Genomic DNA, 17,938 nt, shown 5'->3' on the forward strand with positions numbered 1-17,938 from the left:
TCACTCCCTGGGTCGCTGTCGGCCGAGCGAGGATGTCTTCACCGCACCGTCGGTGCCGACCGACAGACGCCAATAGCCGCCGGACTGGTCCTTCAATACGATCCCGCTCTCTGGATGATCGGAAAGCCATGCGCCGCTGGACAATACGGCCGATCGCACGGCCCCGTCGGCGGTCTGCGCCTGGAAGATGTCGTTGTCACCGCGCCCGGCCCGGCCGATGATGGTGCCGCTGAACCGGGGGGAGTGCATGGTGTCGCGGCCGATGACATGCCAGCCGTCCGGGAAGACGGCGGGACTGAAATCGTCTGTGGCACTAGAGATCAGGTTCACCGCGGTGCCCTCCGGGCATCCCGCCGGGTCGACACGCAATTCGGTGGGCGCCCTGTCGAGGTCCTTGTCGAACTGCACATTGGCGAGATAGGGCTGACGGCAGTAGATCAGGTCCAGCCCGACCGTGCGGGCGGCCACCTTGCAGTTGATCATGCCGAACTGGGCCGGACCGCCGCGATCGCGCTGACCGATCGACAGCGCGATATCGGCGCCCTCGAACCACACATTGGTCAACCACCAGTCGTTCGCCGCACCGTCGACCGCAATGTGCTTGTCGGTGGTGCGGGGGTCGTGGTCGGAGACGAATTCGACGTTGGTCATGGCCAGTCCGGCATTGTGGTCGTTGCCGGCGCCGAGCACGCCGATGTAGTTGCTGGTGAGTTTGGACGAGGTGACGTAGTTCTGGATGCACGACGTGACGATGCCGAACCCGAAATTGTTGATGTCGCAATTGAGGAACGCGGTACCGCCGGTGTTCTTCTCGAGGACGACGCCGCGCTGTTCCAGGAAGCGCGGGTGGTTTTCGCTGAGATGGTTGCCGCGGATCACCACCGCGTCGAACGAACAGCGGAAACATTCCGACAGTACGACGGCGGTTGAGCGCGGCCCGGACATGAAGATGCCGAGCCGAGCGAACCGCACCCGGTTGCGTTTGCGCAGCGTGATCAGCGTGGTGTCGGCATCGCAGGTCACCACCGACACGTCGGCGCCATCGCCGAGAATCGTTGCGTAGTCGGATAATTCCGGCCACGAGCGCACGTTGTAGTGACCCGCGGGCAGATACAGCACCAGGGGTGTGTCGCCGACCGCGGCCGCCGCCGCGATCGCGGCGGTGTCGTCGGCGACGCCGTCGCCGACCGCGCCGAAGTCCTTGACGTTGCGCGCCGACGGTGCATCGGTGACGTGGGGCGAACGGAATTGGACACCGGGCGAGTCGGACGTGGTGCACGCCGCGAGCGGAAGAGCCGCGGCGGCCCCCAGTGTCGCGGCCAGCAGTCGTCGTCGACGGACGGCCTCGTCGGTCATACCCGCAGCCTCCCCACCAAGCGCTGCAGGCCGGTTGGCGGCGCGCTGAACGCCACCGCACCGGTCAGCGGAGTGTCGCCGAGGGTGGCGAGCGCACCGCGCACCTGGGTGGCGGTGCTGGCGCCGAGCTCGACGACGGCGATGGTGTGTTCGCACAGCAGGGCCAGCGCGATGGCATCGGCCGCGTGCGCGACCGGGGCTGCCTGCACCACGACGTGGTCGTAGTCGGTGCGCAGTTTGGCGATGACCCCGGCAAACCGGGCGGAGGCGAGCAGGTCGGGGGTCTGTTCGTCGGCATTGCCGAGCGGCAGCACCGTGAGCCCGGCCTCCGGCCATCCGATCAGCGCGTCGGTGACCGGTGTCGACCCGCGCAGTACCGCGGCGAGTCCAGGGGAGTGGTCCGAGGCGAGTTGGCGGGAGCCGCCCTCGCCTGAGGTGTCCGCATCGATCAGCACTACATGCCGTCCGGTGTCGGCGAACGACTTCGCCAGTGCCAGTGCCACTTCCGGCTCGGAGTACGAGGAGAGACTGGTGAGCAGGACACTCGTGGCGTCGCTGTTACGCAGCAGTCGAGTACGCAGCCTGCGGGTTTCGTCGGCGGCGCCGGGACGGCCCGAGTCGATGATGGCGAGGATCGGCACCGGAAGCACTGCCTGCAGATCGTTGGAGGTGCGCAGCTTGCGGTCGGTGCGGTCGCGGACGTAGGCGGCCAGGCAGCCCAGCGCGAGACCGATGAGCAGTCCGAGCGCGAGTAGCCGGGTGGTCTGCGGACCGCTTGCCGCGGTGGGCAACTCCGCCCGGTCGACCACCTCGACCCGAGCCGCGGGGGCGGCGCCGACCTCGATGGTCTCGAGTTCACCGACGAGGCGGCGGAATTGGGCGACCGCGGTGTTGGCGATATCCCGGGCGCGCTCGGGGGTGCTGTCGCGGACCGAGATGATGATCATCGTGGTCGCGGGCGGTGAGGACGCGGTGATCTTGCCCTGGACGTCGCTGACGGACAGCTTGAGGCTGAGGTCGTCGATGGTGCGTTTGGCCAGGGTGGCGCTGCTCGCCAGATCGACGTAGGAGCGTACGCGCTGCTGCGCGGCCAGTCCGCCCTGATACGAGTCGTTCACCGAGGTTCCGGTGGCCATCGACACGTACATACTGCTCGACGCGACATAGGTGGTCGGCACGGTGCGCGCATATCCCGCCGCCGCGATGAGACACAGCAACAGCACACCGGCGATGATCAGCCACCGCCTGCGCGCGATACGCCAGTAATCGATCAATCCCATGGCCCGGATCCTCTTTTCGCGGTGATGGCAAGTGCTGCTCGGTGCTCCGGGGGTGGTATCGGCGGCGGATTCGCGCGGCGCCGATATTCCTTGACCAGCAAATAGATGAACCACGCGAGCACGGCGGCCTGCAGGAACTTGCCGAGTGCCTCCATGCTGCCCAGGATTCCGCGCTCGAACAGCGACGAGGCGCCGGTCATGGCCAGACCGAGCACCACAAGCGGGAAGAATCGGGAATACAGCGATTTCGCCCAGGCCAGCAGCAGCACGAATGTGAAAGCGACACAGACCACCACGCCGGGATAGCCGCCGATCACATAGCCCTCGTTGACGTTTCCCTCCGCCAGCGACACCGACACCCGGGTCATGTCCACCGAGGCCCCGCGCACGTCATTGGCCCACGCGGTGCCGGACTGGAACTTCTGTGCGCCGAGCAGCTGGGTGGGAATCAGGCTCAGCGAGGCGTGTCGGACCACCTCGTCGGGCGTCAGCCAGAAGCCCGGTCCGTGGTAATAGGCGTCGGTGGCCGCTTCGAGCAGATCGAAGCGGCGCAGGATGCTCAGGAACGGCTGCACCGCTGTCGGATAGTCGGAATTGATCAGTGCCGACTCACTTTTGGCGACCTCGGTGGTTTTGAAAGATTGCAGCCAGCCGAAGCCGCCGACGCCGAGTACCGCGATCGCGGTGACGCCGACGGCCTTGGCCTTGGTCCAGCCCAGGATGGCGAAGCGGACCGCTACCGCAAGCGCGGCGCCCAGGATGGGTGTCTTGGACTCGACGACCACGGTCCAGCCCAGTTCCACGGCCAGCAGTCCGCCGAGCAGCAGCACGGTAGTCAGTTGCCGCGCGGGTCGGGCGAAGATGATCAGTCCGAGCGCGGCGACGGTACCGAGGATGGCGACGAAGTTGAGAATCGGGTTCGCACTGTCGACATCGCCGGCCTTGCCGATGGCGCCGGTCGCCATCGATGCGGCGCGCCCTAGGGCGCCGACCACGTAGATGGCGACCAAGGCCGGAATAAAATCGGGGTCGGCGGCGATCGCGGGCTCGCGTTCGACGCGGTGGCGGCGCGACCAGATCGCGTACCCCACAACGAGTAACGCGTACACCCACAGACCGAACACGACGTGATGCAGCACCAGCGCGATGGCGGTGTCGTAGCCGTACTCGGCCAGCCGTGGGTCGGGTACATTGTCGCCGTAGTGTGGATCGGGCTGCACCACCAGCAGGACGACGGGCCGGAACACATAGGACAGCGACCAGAAGGCGGCCTGCGCGATAATGAAGACCCGGGCGACACCGGGCACCCAGGCCGCTGCCACGGCGAGCGTGGCCAGCGCGCAGGCGATGAGCGTGACCTCGGCGTAGGCGCTCACGACGGCACCTCACCACGAATCGGCCCGAGCGAGTCGGTGATTTCGCGGGCCCGGTCGACATAGCGATGGCCGCCCTCGGCGATGCGCCGATATCCGGCATCTGCGATCGCGGCCGCCTTCTCCGGGTGGGCGGCACACCAGTCGAGGATGTCGTGCAGTTCGGAAAGTTCGGTGAACAGGAAACACTCGACGGTGTCGCGCAGCAGGTCGGCGTGCTCGTCGGTGCGCTGGCCGACGAAAAGCCCACCCGCGGCGGGGACTTCGAAGGTGCGGCAGGTGTGGGTATCGCGATTGTCGGAGTTGAGCAGCACCAGATTGGCGGTCACGTCCGCGATTACCGCCGAATAGTGTTGGCCGTACACGGGTCCCGCGACCGCGGCGTGGGTGGCGCGCAACTCCGGGACGCGACGCCAGCCCGGCCCGCGAACCAGCATCCGGTCACCGTAGGTGCGGGCCAACTCGATCATGTCGGCGCGGCGATCGGGCCGGCAGACGCCGATGAAGCCGACGAGGAACTGCCGCGCGCCGCGCCGCGCGGCGGGATGATGCCACGCCGGGTCGTAGGCGCTGCGCACGAAGGTCACCGCACGGGCGCCACGCGCGCGCAGTTCCGCCACGTTGTGCTGCTTGGTGGTGACGATCAGATCCCAGCCGGATTCGTGCGCGAGGTATTCCGGGCTGGTGTTCTCGGCATTGGCGACATCGTCGGGGCTGTAGTGCACGTGCCACCGCGCGGGCACCGCAAGTAGGCGCTGTTGGTCGAGGTGTACGGCCTTGAACGCGAACAGCATTTCGGGCTGGAAATCAGCTGCGGCACGGTCGATTTCGGCGTGCACGTCCGCGATGGTCCACGGCGCTCGCCGGTGTGTGGCCTTGGCATAGACCCACGGCGGTGACAGTCGGGTCGGCAGGGTGACCGGGGTGGAGTCGATGACGACCACCTCGTGCCCGGCCTGCCGGAATCCGTCGGCCAGCGAGCGGGCATTGCTGCCGATCCAGTCGTCGCCGACGTAGAGAATCCTCACGCCACGCCCTCCTCGCGCATCAGCGCGACCGCGGGACCGGTGGCCGGCACCGTGCGTTCGCGGACGATGAGTCTGCGGATACGGGCGACATACCAGACCGCGACAGTGCTTTCGACGATCACGCTGCCGTAGACCAACGTCCACACCGAGCGGGTATGGAAGGCGACGGCCAGCGCGACGGCCGCCACACAGGTGCCGAGGATCGCGCCGATCAGCACGCCGATGGTGTCCTGGCGCACCGGCAGCACGGCGGTGGTGATGAACGAGGTGATGGTGGTGGCGGGCAGCATGAAGATCTCGACGCGCAACAGCCCGACCGCCGCGGTGAAGTCGTCGCCGAAGACGAGATGGATCAGCATGGGCGCGGCGAGCCACACGGCGACGGCCGCGACGGTGGCGGCGCAGACACAGGCTGCCAACGCCTGGATAGCGCGGCGCCAGAAGTGGTCGTCGGCGCTGCGCTTGGCCATGCGGGGCAGCAGGGCGAAGCCGATGGGGTCGAGGGTGGATTGGATGGCCCGCACCAGCCGATCACCAGCGGAGTACAGGCCGAGCGAGACCGCGTCCAGGACGGCGGAATACACCGCCGCCGCACCTTGCCCGTAGGTCGTCACCAGCAGGCGCGAGGTGAATACCGGTGTGCCCCTGCGCAATACCTCGCGGTAGTGCCGCGGCCGCGCGGGTGCGCCGAAGGTGCGCAGCGAGTCCCACCAGGTCAGCATGACGGTGGGGATGGAGGACACGAGTAGGCAGAGCAATGCGACCTGCGCGGTGGGGATGCGCGGCAGCACCGCGACGAGCAGCATGAGGTAGCCGATCCGGCCGACCGCCTGATACGCGGTCGAGGAGGCGAACCTGCCCTGCCCGATCAGCAGCCAGTCCTCGGAGATGGACCAGAAACCGCCCGTGAAAAGCCCGAGCAGGATCATGTTCACCTGGACCGGCGCGAAGGCCACGAGGCTGATCAGCAGTGCGACGCCGACAAGTCCGAGAATGGTGGCCCGGATGGCGAGGTAGTCGCCGCGCAGCTGGTTGATGTGCGCGATGCGTTCGCGGTCGGGTTCGCGCGAATCGTGCACGCGCGCGGCCAGGAACGAGGTGATGCCGAGATCGACGAGCAGCGATCCGATGAAGTACGACGACATGCCGATCGCGAGCAGGCCGAGGCCGTGCGCACCGAGCACCCTGGCGATCAGCGGCACCGTCACGAGCGTGATGATGTACTGCCCGTACTTGCCGAAGGTGACGTAGCCGATATCGCGCAGCACGGAGACGATGGCATGCGAGCGGTGCGCGCCGCCCCCGGCGCTACCGCGCCCGGGGGTGTCTTTGCGATGTGCGCCGCCGGTGGTCGAGGGCAGCGGGGGGTGGCGGGACGAGGGCTTGCCCGCTGCGTGTCTTTGCTCAGACATGCGGAGTCCGTTCTCGCGGATTCTGCTGTCCCGCAGCGCCGTTGCGTTGGATGAGGTCGTCGAGGAAGGCGGCGACGAGCCGCGCCGATTCCGCGATGTCGAAGCGTCCGGCGCGGGCGCGGCCCGCTGTCGCGAGGCGGGTCCGCAGGTCGGGATCGCCGATGAGGGTGTCCAAGGCCGCGGTGAGCTGTCCTTCGTCGCCGCCGTCCACCAGCAGCCCGCTGACGCCCGGCTCGACGATCTCCGCTGGACCGCCGGGGCCCGCCGCGACGACCGCGCAACCCGCGTGCATGCCTTCCACCACGACTTGGCCGAAGGGTTCGGGGAGCACCGAGCAGTGCACGAGGATGTCCGCGCCGTGCAGGTAGCGGTTCGGATCTTCGACATGGCCGGTGAAGGTCACCGGCAGCGCGAGTTCGTCGGCGAGTCGTTCGAGCTCGGCCCGGTACGGCTCCTCGTCGAAGAAGGTGCCGCCGACCAAAATGACCTGGCGTGGGCGAACTTTCGTCGCGGCGATGGCGCGCAGCAACACGTCCTGGCCCTTCCATGGGCTGAGTCGGCCGAGGACGGCGACCACCGTTTCCGCGGGCGGACGCTGCATGGCGCGGGCCTTCGTGTCCGTGTCGAGTTCGATGCCCGGGTAGGCGACGATCGCGGGGCGTCGGCCGGTGTGCAGTGTCGCCAATGTCGTTCGGCTGTTGGCGATATAGCCGCGAGCCACCAGCCGACCGAGGGTCTGGACGACGAGGGTCGGCACCCGGCCGAAATAATCCGCCGCGATGCGGTCGTGCACCTGCCAGACCAGCGGAATGCCCGCGCGGCGGGTGGCGACCGCGCCCATCACGAGTGCCTTTGTGCTCTCGGCGACCAGTACCTCGGCGTGTAGTTCGCGAGCGGTGGCGCCCAGCGTCCAACCCAGCCGGAGCAGGGCGACGAATCCGGCGAGCAACCGAATCGGACCCGATCCGATGGTCATGGCACGACTGTCGAATCCGCCTCGCAGCACGCGGGTCTCGATCCCGCGTGCCCGCATGCGTCCGACCATCGGGCCGTCCTCCGTATAAATCGCCGTAACTTCGGTGTGCCCGCGCTCGCGCAGCGCCGAGACCAACCGCAGGGTGGCCAGTTCGGCACCGGACGGGGCGGCGGTATGCGCGAGGAAGAGGGCTTTGGTCATTCCCTGAGGAGTCATTGCCTTAATTCCTGGTACATCGTGAGATGTCGCTCCGCTGTGACATCCCACGAGAAAGTTTCTGCGTGGGCGCGACATTCGGCTGGCGTCGGCAGCTTGCCGTACAGGGCGGCAATGATTCGGCTACCGAGTGCGTCGGCGTCGCCAGCGGGCACGATCAGCGAAGGATCCAGTCCGAGAACCGAATCCGGCAGCCCACCGCAGTCGGTCACGATCGGCGCGCGACCCGCCGCGAGGGATTCGAGCGCGATCAGACCGAACCCCTCCAGTGCGGTGGTCGGTACGACGGTCAGCGCCGCCTGTTCGTACAGCTCGGTAAGCCGCTTGTCGGCCACGTGCCCGGCGAAGACGACCGAGTCGCCGATGCTCGCGGCTCGGGCGCGCAATTCCCGTTCCGCTGTGCCGGATCCGACCAGCACCAGGCGAGCGTCGGGGTGCTCGGCGACAACGCCGGGCCAGCCGCGCAGCAGGGTGTCGATGCCCATCCGGCGCTCGAGCCTGCGCACGCACAGCACGGTGCGGTTGGTACCGGTCGGTATCGGGGCTACCTGGAAGCGGCTCAGGTCGACGCCGGGGGCGATGACGCTGATCCGGTCGGCGGGCACCCGATAGTCAACACTGAGCACATCGCGAAAGTGATTGGACAACACTACAAATCGGTTCGCACCGGCATACCGGCCGCGCTCGATCAGATACTTCGTCCTGACGCCGAGTTCGCTCTGCCCGCTCATCCTGCTCTCGGCGGCCCACGGACCGTGAAAGTGCACGACCAGCGGCACGCGTCCGCGCCGATCGATCGCCGCGGGCCCATACAGACAAAAATGTCGGTCGAGTACCGATGCGCGATGGAGTTCGGTGCGATCCAGGAACGCAGTGCGCGCCCGGTGCGCCGTCGATCCGCCGATCGGACCCCAGGATCCGGCCCCGGGAACGGTGTCCGTGGAGATCCTGCCGAAGGCCGCCGCGGACACCTCGATGTCCGGTTGCCGGGTGAGTGCATGGAAGAGTTCGGTGAAGTACCGGTTGAGTCCGCCCGGCGCCGCCGCGAACCACTCGGACCCCGTCATGTGTACCCGGAGCGGCCCGGTCGATGCCATCACCGTTTGCCCCCTACGACTGATGATCCTGGGGCGGGCCTCCTGTCGAACTCGCTTCCCGCGCAATAGTCTAAGTGACTTCCGGCATTCCGGGCGGCTGTCGGAGCGCGGCCAACCGGCCCTCGATCGTTCACTGGGATCTAGCCGAGATCGAAGAAATTCGGCTGCCCGGCTCGATATCGCGCGGCGTCACGCGCCGTGTTGGAATGGGTCATCGTGGAGAAACAGGGCGGTCGCCTGAATGTGCCGATGGACGATCTCATCGACTACTGCACGGCCTTCGCCGGGGGCGTCGGGTGCGCGCCATTCATGTCGGCTAGATCGCGAAGCGCACAACGGATTAGGGAAGGAAACCCACCGGAACGGATCTTCGCGGCGCTGGCCCACACCCCTCGGGTGGGGTAGATTTCACAGCGAGTTCGTGCTCGGCACGAGCCGACCCGCGGGGGACCGGCGGGAGGACTGGACTGTGGGGACCGAGCATTCGGTGATAGATCGTGCGGGCATCGACGAGCAGGAGATTCGGATACTCGTCGAGAACGGCGAATACTGGCTGCGCAACCGCGGCGACATCGCGATGATGGCGATGACGGTGGAGCGGTTACGGGAACGCTGGCCGCACGCGCGCATCGGCGTGCTGACCCATCAACCCGCCGTGCTGCAGGGGCTGCTGCCCGCGGCGGAACCGATCTGCGGTCCCGACTGGTGCTGGGGCTCGGATGGGTGGCAGGGATGGCTTTCGCGCACGGCCGGATCGAAACTGGTCGGCCCGGCCGCACTGCGATGGCGCGCCGCTACCGACGGACCGAAGGACCGGATACGCGCGATGTGGGCCACCGCACGCGCACGCAATCGCGACGAACCCGAAGCCGCGCGCGACGAGACGCCGGAGGCTGAGTTCCCGGTCGAGATCCCGGCCGCGGTCGAGCAGGCGTCGCTGGTGCTCGCGCTCGGCGGCGGCTACATGACCGATGTGGACCGCTACCAGGCCAACCGCACCCTCAACCTCCTCGAACACGCGCATACGCTTGGCATTCCGACCGCGATGGTCGGCCAGGGCATGGGACCGCTGCGCGATCCGCTGCTGCTGCGCCGGGCGGCGGAGGTGCTGCCGGAGGCCGACTTCATCGGGCTGCGCGAAGGACGGCGCGGCCCGGATCTGCTCACCAAGTTCGGTGTCGAGTCCGACCGGGTCATGGTGACCGGCGATGACGCCGTCGAATTCGGCTACCGGTTGCGCGGCGCGCGGATCGGCGCCGATATCGGACTGTGCCTGCGCGTCGCCGACTACGCCAAGGTGAGCGCAGCGGCCCAGTCGACGCTCGGTCACGTGGTGCGGGAGCGGGCCACGGCGCTGAATGCCGGTGTGGTGCCGCTGATCATCTCCGAATACGCCTCCGAGGACCGCATTTCCACGCTCCCGTTGCTGGACGGCGTGGCCAGGGCGCTACCGCCGGTCGGTCGTGGCGGCACCCCCGAGGATGTGGCGCGCCAGGTGGCGCGTTGTCGGCTGCTGGTGACCAGTGCTTACCACCTCGCGGTATTCGCACTGTCGCAAGGCATTCCGGCCGTCGGGATCACCGCGTCGGAGTATTATGACGATAAATTCCACGGCTTGGCGCAGATGTTCGGTACCGGCATGCGCGTGGTACACCTCAACGATCCGGCGCTCGAAGCGAACCTCACCCGCGTCATCGAGGAGGTGTGGGAAGGCGCACCCGCCGTGCGGGATCCGTTGCGGCAGAGGGCTGTCGAGCAGATCGATGCCAGCAGGGCCGGCCTGGAGCGGGTGTTCAAGTTGGTCGAAAGCGGTCCGGTCCGCCGGTCCACCGTCTAGGGAGTAACCAGGATGAGCACGCTGTCGGTGTGCGTTCCGGCCTATAACGCGGGGCGCACCCTCGCGGCGACATTGCGGTCCGTGTTCGACCAGGACGTGGATTTCGAGCTTCTCGTCGTGGACAACGCGAGCACCGACGAAACATCGGAGATCGCGCACTCGTTCGACGACCCGCGGCTGCGGGTGATCCGCAACAACGCCGTGCTCCCGATCGGGGACAACTGGAACACGGGGATCCGAGCCACCACCGGGGAGCTGGTCAAGGTGGTCTGCGCCGACGATGTGCTGCGGCCCGGCGCACTGACGGCCCAGCTGAAGGTGATGGCCGATCCGTCGATCGCCATCTGCGCCAGCCGATTCGAGGTGATCGACGAGGCGGGGGAAGTGCTGGAAGCCGGGCTCGGACTGGCCGGACTGGAAGGCAAACAGACCTCGCGCGCTCTGGCGCGCACGATCGTGCGGCGCGGACCTGCCGATTTCGGGCCGACCGCGGCGGCCATGTTCCGTCGCGAGCATTTCGATCGCGTCGGCGGGCTGCGCGGGGACCTGGTGTTCCCGATGGATGTCGACCTGTTCGCGCGGGTCGCGTCGTTCGGGTTGTTCTACGGGATGCCGGAAATCACGGCCGCATGGCGCAATTCGTCGTTCAACCTGTGCAGCAGTACCTCCACGGTAAGCAAGCTGACCGACATGCTCCGGTTCCACCATCGCATCGCCAACGACTATCCGGAGCTGGTGAAGCGCGCCGATGTACTGGCCGGTGACACTCGGCTGGCCAAGCAGGCGCTGTATCGGTTGCGTGTCCGGACCGTTGCCACCGTCCGGCATCGGCCGGATCTGCTCTGAGCGCGCACCTGGTCTGAACGCCGAACGCGGTGTCCGTGCCGGACACCGCGTTCGGTCGATCGGGTTCAGATGGTCCAGAGCCTCCCGTAGGTGATCACGGTGTCACCACTGGAGCCGACCACCCGCACGAACGGACGAATGTTGGTGGGGCCGAGGACACCGGTGACGGTGCCGTGGAAGCCGGACATGCGGACGAAGCCCGCACTGCCGGAGACGTCGCCGCCCGCGCATTCGACTGTCTGAATGCCGGGGCCGAAGCCGACTTCGAGTTCGACGCCGCCCCGTGGGATCAGACCTTCGATGTTCAGCAACGCGCCATCGGCGCCGCCCAGGTCAAGGCCGAGGCCGGGGGTTGCCCATTCGAACTTCAGCTTGCCGTTGAAGGTGGCCGGAAACCCGACCTGGTAGCCGATGGTGACGTGACCGGTCCAGTCCTCGGCGTGCGGGCCCGAAATGCGGAAACCTGCCTCGCCGTTGTGGAACCACTCGCGGGTCAACGGATTTCCGTCCAGCGGTGGCACGAAGTCGATCCGGGTGTCGGACTGGATCGCCTCGACCACACGGTCACTGTGGTCGACGACGGAATTGGTGCTATCGACGGCAGCCCCAGCGATGCCGTTTGCGAATATCAAGCCGGAGGCTACGACGGAGGTCATGACGAACATGCGCAGACCTCGGCGACGGAGCGGAATGGATTCCCTCACTGTGTACCCCTTGTGGTCCCAGCACCAGACCGAGCGCATTGCCGCGCTCGGTACCGACCCCCAGCGTCGAGGGCGACAAGCCCTTCGATCGTCCTGGGTGGCGTGGTGGCGGTAAATCAATAAGTCAGGTCAATCGAGTTCAAGGCAAGTTGTCACCTTCTTTCTGAGGGCCTTCGGGGTCGTCGAGCACCCAGCGGCCTTCCAGCTCGGGGAATGCGGCCCGCACCTCCGGCAACAGATCGCGCAGTGTCAACAGCACGAAGTCCGGTCGGGCCGAGACGAGTTCGGCGGGCGCGATGATCGGGATATCGGTGCCCGGCATGCGGCGACCGTGCTTGGCCGGTGCGGCGTCGGCTACCGCGGCGACGAGACCGCGGTGCAGTCCGGCCAGGCTGAACAGTGCCACCGCGCGGGAGGCGGCGCCGTAGGCGTACACCCGCGAGCCACGCCGTGCGGCGGCTTCGAGCCACTGCCGCAACGCCGTGGCATGTTGATCGGTCGTGTGCTGGAGGCGTTGTAGCGCGGCAAGATCGGTGTGCCCGGCCTCCGCGGCGAGCTGGGCATGCACCGCATCGTCCGGCGCGACTTCGCCGTGCACCGCACCGACCAGGACCGTGCCGCCGTACAGGTCGAACCCCCATGCCGTCACCGCGCTCATACCGACGACCTCGAGCAACCGGCGCAGAGCGGACAGCGAATAGTAGGCAAAGTGTCCGTGCCGCAGCGCGTTCCACTGGCCGGCCGAGACGATGGTGGCCACCGAGTGATACTGGATCAACAGCAGGCCGCCCGGTGCGGTGGCCGCAGCGCGCTCCCGGAATGCGGCGTGCTGATCCGGCTCGTGCATGATGCCGAAGCAATCCGGGACGATATCGGCGGCGCCGGAGACGGCGCGGAAGCCGCGTTCGGCCAGCAGCGGCAGCCACGTACCACCATGCGGGCTGCCGAACTCGCGCACGGTGGTCCCGCGCAGCAGGCCCGCTTGTGCCACGCGGTCGACGGCCGCGACGGCCTGATCGCGTAGTGCCCGCGGCTCGACGCCCCGGGGTTCCTCGGTGCGGGTGTCATCGTCGGCCAGCTGCGCAAGACCGCATGCGCCGCACAGGTCCATTCGGAGCGGATGGGTGTCCTCGTCGGCGCCGATCGGTGCGTCGGCGCGCGGGAAGTAATCGGCGGCCGGAACCTTGCCGAGATCGAGAACAGTTGTCAGCTCGACACTCCCACAGCCGCGGCACCCACGGGCGGTATTCACGACGGCCACATTCGTGACACCATGGCCACGTGCGTATCGAGCAGACCGATCTCGCCGATGTCCTGGTGCTGGCGCCGGAACCGTCTCGCGACGAACGCGGCCTGTTCACCAGGACTTTCGATGCCGAAGAGTTCGACGCCCAGCTCGGTACGCCGGGCTTGGCGGCATCGTTTCTGCAGGATTCGCAATCGCGGTCGCTGCGGGGCGTGATTCGCGGCATGCACGGACGATCCGGTCGCGGCGAGGCGAAGTTGGTGCGCTGCGCACACGGGGCGGTGCACGATGTGCTCGTCGATATCCGGCCCGCGTCGCCGACGTTCGGACGGCAGCAGGCATTCCTGCTCGACGACAACGAATTCCGGCACCTGTACGTGCCGCCCGGATTCCTGCACGGCTTCCAGGCGCTGACCGCGACGGCCGACGTGTGCTACCGCATCGACCGCCCGCACGATCCGGCCGAGGACATCGGCGTCGCCTACGACGACGCGGACCTGGCCATCGTCTGGCCGCTGCCGGTTACTGTCGTCTCCGCCCGCGACCGGGCCGCACGCAGTTGGCGGCAGCTGATTACGCGGGTGCCATAACCGCGGGCCCGGTGCCGACCCACCGCATCGAGGCGTCGAGAACCCCGGTCTCCCGGAGTCTTTCCAGGTGCGGCAATCTGGTGAACCGGTGGAAGAAGTCGTCACTGGTGAGCCCCCTCGCGGTGTATTCCTCATACAGCTGCCGCGCGCCCGCGGGCACGCCCCACGCGGCGCGGAAGCCGATGGCCTCGCGCGCGGCGGAGAAATCGACGCGATAGGAGCGAGGATCGGCGCCGCTTTCCCCGGTGATGTTCAGCTGCGATCCGGGCACCGCGTCCACCACTGCCTTCGCGATATCCGCGACGGTCAGGTTGTTGACCTCGGAGCCGATATTGAACGCCTTGCCGTGAATTGCCGCGGTCGGCGCGGTGAGACAGTTGGCGAAGGCCGATGCGATATCGGCGGCATGCACCAGCGGCCGCCATGGTGTCCCGTCGGAGAGCACCTTGACTTCGCCGGTGAGCACCGCGTATCCGACGAGATTGTTCAGCACGATGTCCGCGCGCAGCCGCGGCGAGAAGCCGAATGCCGTTGCGTTGCGCAGGAATACCGGTGTGAAGTCGGCGTCGGCGAGCGCGGCGACATCGTCCTCGACGCGCACCTTGCTTTCCGCGTAGGGCGTGATCGGCCGCAGTGGCGCGTCCTCGGTGACCAGCTCGTCACCCGCCGCGCCGTACACCGAGCAGGTGGAGGCGTACAGAAAGCGCCGCACGCCTGCCGCTTTCGCGAGCCGGGCAAGCCGAACCGACGCGTGATGGTTGATGGCGTAGGTGATCTCCGGATCCAACGAACCGAGCGGATCGTTCGACAGCGCGGCGAGGTGGATCACCGCATCGAAACCGGTCAGCTGCTCGACGGTCACATCACGGAGATCGACGGTCAAGCCGGGTGGATCGCCGGGTAACGCGCCCAGTACGCAGACGGCGAAGAACCCCGAGTCGAGCCCGACCACCTCATGTCCGTCGGCCCGCAGGACCGGCACCATGACGGTGCCGAGGTAGCCCTGATGGCCGGTAACCAAGACCCGCATGCTCATATCGCTCCCAAGTTCAGGACAACCTTGTCGACCATGAATGCCTCGGCGTACCCGGTCCGGCACTGCACGCCGCGCAGTCGGGCCAGGCCGGTGAACGCCTGCTCGTCGAACCAGTCACGACCCGCCTGCGACGGGTAGTGCTTGCGCAACAGCCGCGCTTTCTCCTCGGCGAGTTCGACGGTGACCGGGTGGAATACGGCGGGTGCCGGAGTGTCGGTCTCCCACTTGAGGATCTCGTAGCCGAGCACCAGGTGGTCGCGGAACTCGGTGGGTACCAGTTCCGCCAGCAGCCGATGGTCCTGGTGGGCATCGCCACGCTGCGGGGCGAAGACCAGATCCGGCTGCGTCTGATCGCGAAAGTCCTTGATTGCGTACTTGATTCGGTCCCAGTATGCGGGCGCCCTGCCGTCGGGGAGATCGAGCACGGTGAGGTCGAGGTCCGCGTTCGGACAGAATTCGACCAGTGCCGTCTGTTCCTCGAATTCCCGCTCGGTGCCGCCGCCGGAGAGCACCATGGCCCGCACTCGCAGACCCGGATATCCGCGCGCCAGTGTCAGTAGCGTGGCGCCCATGCCAATGGCGATATCGTCGCAATGTGCTCCGAGTACGGCGATTTCGGTGAGCGGCGCGGTGGTCAGCGCGATCATGCCGGCTGCTTCTCCCAAACCATCCAGGGGCGCATGCCGGTGCGGTATCCGGCATCGAGTTCGGCGCGTTCCTTGAAGGTGTCGGCGGGCTTCCAGAACCCGAGGTGCTGATAGCCGAACAACCGGCCCTGCCCCGCCAGCCTCCCGCAGGCGTCGGCGACCAGATCGCCACCGGGTGGCAGCAGGTCCAGCACCTCCTGGGTGAGCACGAAGTATCCGCCGTTCTCCCACAGCGGCATTCGCGAGACCGGCATGATCTCCTTCACCTCGCCGTTCGGCTTCAGATCGACACAGTGGAACGACGACTGCGGCGGCACCACCATCATCGAGGCGGCCGCACCGGACGCGGTGAACTTCGCGATCATGTCGTCCAACGGTGCGTCGGTGAGCACGTCGGCGTAGTTCGCCAAGAAAGTCTGTTCGCCCTCGAGGTACGGACGTACCCGGCGCAACCGTTCGCCGATGGCGGATTGGACGCCGGTGTCGACGAAGGTGATCGACCAGTCGCTGATGTCGGTGTGCAGCAACTCGACTCGACCGTCGCGGATCACGAAATCGTTGGAGACCGACTCCTGATAGTTCAGGAAGAAGTTCTTGATGTGCTGGGCGCCGTACCCGAGGCACAGAATGAAATCCTTGTGTCCGAAGTGTGCGTAGTACCGCATCACATGCCACAGCAGCGGTCGCGGACCGACCAGTTGCATGGGCTTGGGGATAATGTCGTCGCTGCCGTCACGCATCCGCATGCCGTAGCCGCCACAGAACAGCACAACCTTCATCGTGCGGGCCTTTCGGTGTTTTCAGTGCTGAGAGCGGCGCCACGGTCCGGAGCGGCGCTTGGGTTCGATTCAATGCCGGGGTTCGATCGAACGCCGGGTTTCAATTCGACGCTGGGGTTCAATTCAGCGAAGTGCAGGGTCGGAAGCGGATAGACGAGCCGGGCGCCCCATTCGGCAACGTGGCGCAGTTGTGCCGTGATCTCGGCTTCGAGATTCCATGGCAGGATCAGCACGACATCGGGCCGATCGAGATCGATCCGCTCGGGCGGATGGATCGGAATCCGGGTGCCGGGCGTGAATCTCCCGTGCTTGTACGGATTTCGGTCGACGGTATAGCTCAGCAGGTCCGGGCGGATACCGCAATAGTTGAGCAGTGTGTTGCCCTTGCCGGGCGCGCCATAGCCGACGACGCGCTTGCCAGCGGCCCGCTGCTCGAGCAGGAACCGCAGCAGTTCCTGCCGCACCGCCTCGGCGCGGGGTTTCAGGTCCTGATACCCGCGCTCATGGTTCAGGCCGGCGGCCGCCTCGGTGCGCAACACCTCGAGTACGCGGGCACTCGGCGCGTCGGCGACTGCCTCGGGCCGCGCCCACAGTCGGATCGAACCGCCGTGTGTTTCCAGGAGTTCGACATCGACGACCGCCAGCCCGGCGGTGGCCAGTGCGCGCTGGGCCGAGAGCACGGTGTAGTACTGGAAGTGCTCGTGGTAGATGGTGTCGAATTGGCCGCGGCGCATCAGGTTCAGCGCGTGGTGCACCTCGATGGACAGCCAGCCGTCGTCGGCCATCAGTTCGCGCAGCGCACGGGTGAAGCCGCGCAGGTCGGGGACGTGCGCGTAAACATTGTTGGCGACAACCAGGTTCGCGGGGCCATGCTGGGCGCGGACCTTCGCGGCCGATTCTTCGTCGAGAAAGGCGGTTTCGGTGGGCACCCCCGCCATGCGGGCGGCCGAGCCGACATTCACCGACGGTTCGATGCCGAGACAGCGGATGCCCGCCGCCACCGCGTGCCGCAGCAGGTAGCCGTCGTTGCTGGCGGCTTCGACCACGAACGAGTCCGCGCCGAGCCCCAACTTTTCGATAGCCTTCAGCACGAAGGTTTCCGCGTGCCGCACCCAACTCTCGGAATACGAAGCGAAATAGGCATATTCGGTGAATGTTTCCTCGGGCGTGATCAACGCCGGGATCTGAAGTAGTAGACAATCGTCGCAGAGCCGCAGATGTAGTGGGTAGGTCGGCTCCGGAAGATCGAGTTCGTCGGCCGCCAGGAACTTCTCGCACGGCGGTGTCGCGCCGAGGTCGAGAACGCTCGACAGGCGCTCGGAATCGCACAGTCGACAACGCATGCAGGCACCGCCTTCTGCGGTTGAGTTGATCGTCCGGCGCATTACCGGCATGGCCGTGACGTCGGCGCGATCCAGTGAGACGTTACAACGAACTGCCTGCGTGTTGCTGTCGAAATTGATTGTGTGGTAACGGTTTCCGGACTACTTTCGGGGTGTTCCGGCCGGTAGCGTC

The 17,938-nt window shown here is 67.0% G+C and carries 16 protein-coding genes; 3 read left to right on the plus strand and 13 right to left on the minus strand.

Annotation, left to right across the window (positions count from 1 at the left end; translation table 11 throughout):
- From ACV7NQ_RS33615 to ACV7NQ_RS33645, 7 genes are read right to left on the minus strand one after another with little or no spacing between them, the layout of a single operon-like run.
- Positions 1–1,356: a glycosyl hydrolase family 28-related protein gene (locus tag ACV7NQ_RS33615; protein ID WP_463363235.1), complete on the minus strand. Its 1,356-nt coding sequence runs from the start codon at positions 1,354–1,356 to the stop codon at positions 1–3.
- The gene (locus ACV7NQ_RS33620) at positions 1,353–2,636 is read right to left on the minus strand and encodes a Wzz/FepE/Etk N-terminal domain-containing protein (RefSeq protein WP_463363236.1); all 1,284 of its coding nucleotides are present in this window, start codon (positions 2,634–2,636) and stop codon (positions 1,353–1,355) included. The genes ACV7NQ_RS33615 and ACV7NQ_RS33620 overlap by 4 nt, the downstream gene beginning before the upstream one ends.
- The gene (locus ACV7NQ_RS33625) at positions 2,627–4,012 is read right to left on the minus strand and encodes a hypothetical protein (protein WP_463363237.1); all 1,386 of its coding nucleotides are present in this window, start codon (positions 4,010–4,012) and stop codon (positions 2,627–2,629) included. Before ACV7NQ_RS33625 ends, ACV7NQ_RS33620 begins: the two co-directional genes overlap by 10 nt.
- Positions 4,009–5,037 carry a CgeB family protein gene (locus tag ACV7NQ_RS33630; protein WP_463363238.1) on the minus strand — a complete coding sequence of 343 codons (1,029 nt, stop codon included), beginning with the start codon at positions 5,035–5,037 and terminating at the stop codon, positions 4,009–4,011. The genes ACV7NQ_RS33625 and ACV7NQ_RS33630 overlap by 4 nt, the downstream gene beginning before the upstream one ends.
- Positions 5,034–6,449, minus strand: a complete 1,416-nt coding sequence (locus tag ACV7NQ_RS33635; RefSeq protein WP_463363239.1) for a lipopolysaccharide biosynthesis protein — start codon at positions 6,447–6,449, stop codon at positions 5,034–5,036. Before ACV7NQ_RS33635 ends, ACV7NQ_RS33630 begins: the two co-directional genes overlap by 4 nt.
- Entirely contained in the window at positions 6,442–7,626 is a 1,185-nt protein-coding gene (locus tag ACV7NQ_RS33640; RefSeq protein WP_463365913.1) for a glycosyltransferase family 4 protein, read from the minus strand. Before ACV7NQ_RS33640 ends, ACV7NQ_RS33635 begins: the two co-directional genes overlap by 8 nt.
- 11 nt (positions 7,627–7,637) lie before the next feature.
- Positions 7,638–8,708 (minus strand): glycosyltransferase family 4 protein, encoded by a 1,071-nt coding sequence (locus ACV7NQ_RS33645; protein WP_463365914.1) that lies wholly within the window; start codon positions 8,706–8,708, stop codon positions 7,638–7,640.
- A 499-nt stretch (positions 8,709–9,207) separates the two neighbouring features.
- Between ACV7NQ_RS33645 and ACV7NQ_RS33650 the strand changes: the two genes are divergently transcribed.
- Positions 9,208–10,575, plus strand: a complete 1,368-nt coding sequence (locus ACV7NQ_RS33650) for a polysaccharide pyruvyl transferase family protein (RefSeq protein WP_463363240.1) — start codon at positions 9,208–9,210, stop codon at positions 10,573–10,575.
- A gap of 12 nt (positions 10,576–10,587) precedes the next feature.
- Positions 10,588–11,421, plus strand: coding sequence for a glycosyltransferase family 2 protein (locus tag ACV7NQ_RS33655; RefSeq protein WP_463363241.1), 834 nt, complete (start codon positions 10,588–10,590; stop codon positions 11,419–11,421).
- Positions 11,422–11,486: 65 nt separating this feature from the next.
- Here the strand turns inward: ACV7NQ_RS33655 and ACV7NQ_RS33660 are convergent, their stop codons facing one another.
- Both ACV7NQ_RS33660 and ACV7NQ_RS33665 read right to left on the minus strand, forming a co-directional pair.
- Complete coding sequence (locus tag ACV7NQ_RS33660) at positions 11,487–12,077, minus strand: MspA family porin (RefSeq protein WP_463363242.1); 591 nt, start codon at positions 12,075–12,077, stop codon at positions 11,487–11,489.
- 187 nt (positions 12,078–12,264) lie between these two features.
- Positions 12,265–13,377: a class I SAM-dependent methyltransferase gene (locus ACV7NQ_RS33665; protein WP_463363243.1), complete on the minus strand. Its 1,113-nt coding sequence runs from the start codon at positions 13,375–13,377 to the stop codon at positions 12,265–12,267.
- 29 nt (positions 13,378–13,406) lie between these two features.
- On the opposite strand from ACV7NQ_RS33665, the gene ACV7NQ_RS33670 reads away from it, so the two are divergent.
- Complete coding sequence (locus ACV7NQ_RS33670) at positions 13,407–13,961, plus strand: dTDP-4-dehydrorhamnose 3,5-epimerase family protein (protein WP_463363244.1); 555 nt, start codon at positions 13,407–13,409, stop codon at positions 13,959–13,961.
- Here the strand turns inward: ACV7NQ_RS33670 and ACV7NQ_RS33675 are convergent.
- The 4 genes from ACV7NQ_RS33675 to ACV7NQ_RS33690 are packed head-to-tail and all read right to left on the minus strand — an operon-like array spanning position 13,945 to position 17,766.
- Positions 13,945–14,991, minus strand: a complete 1,047-nt coding sequence (locus ACV7NQ_RS33675; protein ID WP_463363245.1) for an NAD-dependent epimerase/dehydratase family protein — start codon at positions 14,989–14,991, stop codon at positions 13,945–13,947. The genes ACV7NQ_RS33670 and ACV7NQ_RS33675 overlap by 17 nt on opposite strands.
- Before the next feature lie 2 nt (positions 14,992–14,993).
- Positions 14,994–15,644: a PIG-L deacetylase family protein gene (locus ACV7NQ_RS33680; RefSeq protein ID WP_463363246.1), complete on the minus strand. Its 651-nt coding sequence runs from the start codon at positions 15,642–15,644 to the stop codon at positions 14,994–14,996.
- Positions 15,641–16,423 carry a glycosyltransferase family protein gene (locus tag ACV7NQ_RS33685; RefSeq protein WP_463363247.1) on the minus strand — a complete coding sequence of 261 codons (783 nt, stop codon included), beginning with the start codon at positions 16,421–16,423 and terminating at the stop codon, positions 15,641–15,643. Before ACV7NQ_RS33685 ends, ACV7NQ_RS33680 begins: the two co-directional genes overlap by 4 nt.
- Complete coding sequence (locus ACV7NQ_RS33690; protein ID WP_463363248.1) at positions 16,420–17,766, minus strand: class I SAM-dependent methyltransferase; 1,347 nt, start codon at positions 17,764–17,766, stop codon at positions 16,420–16,422. The genes ACV7NQ_RS33685 and ACV7NQ_RS33690 overlap by 4 nt, the downstream gene beginning before the upstream one ends.
- Positions 17,767–17,938 lie beyond the last annotated feature (172 nt).

Source organism: Nocardia sp. Tas62D01 (assembly GCF_055232035.1).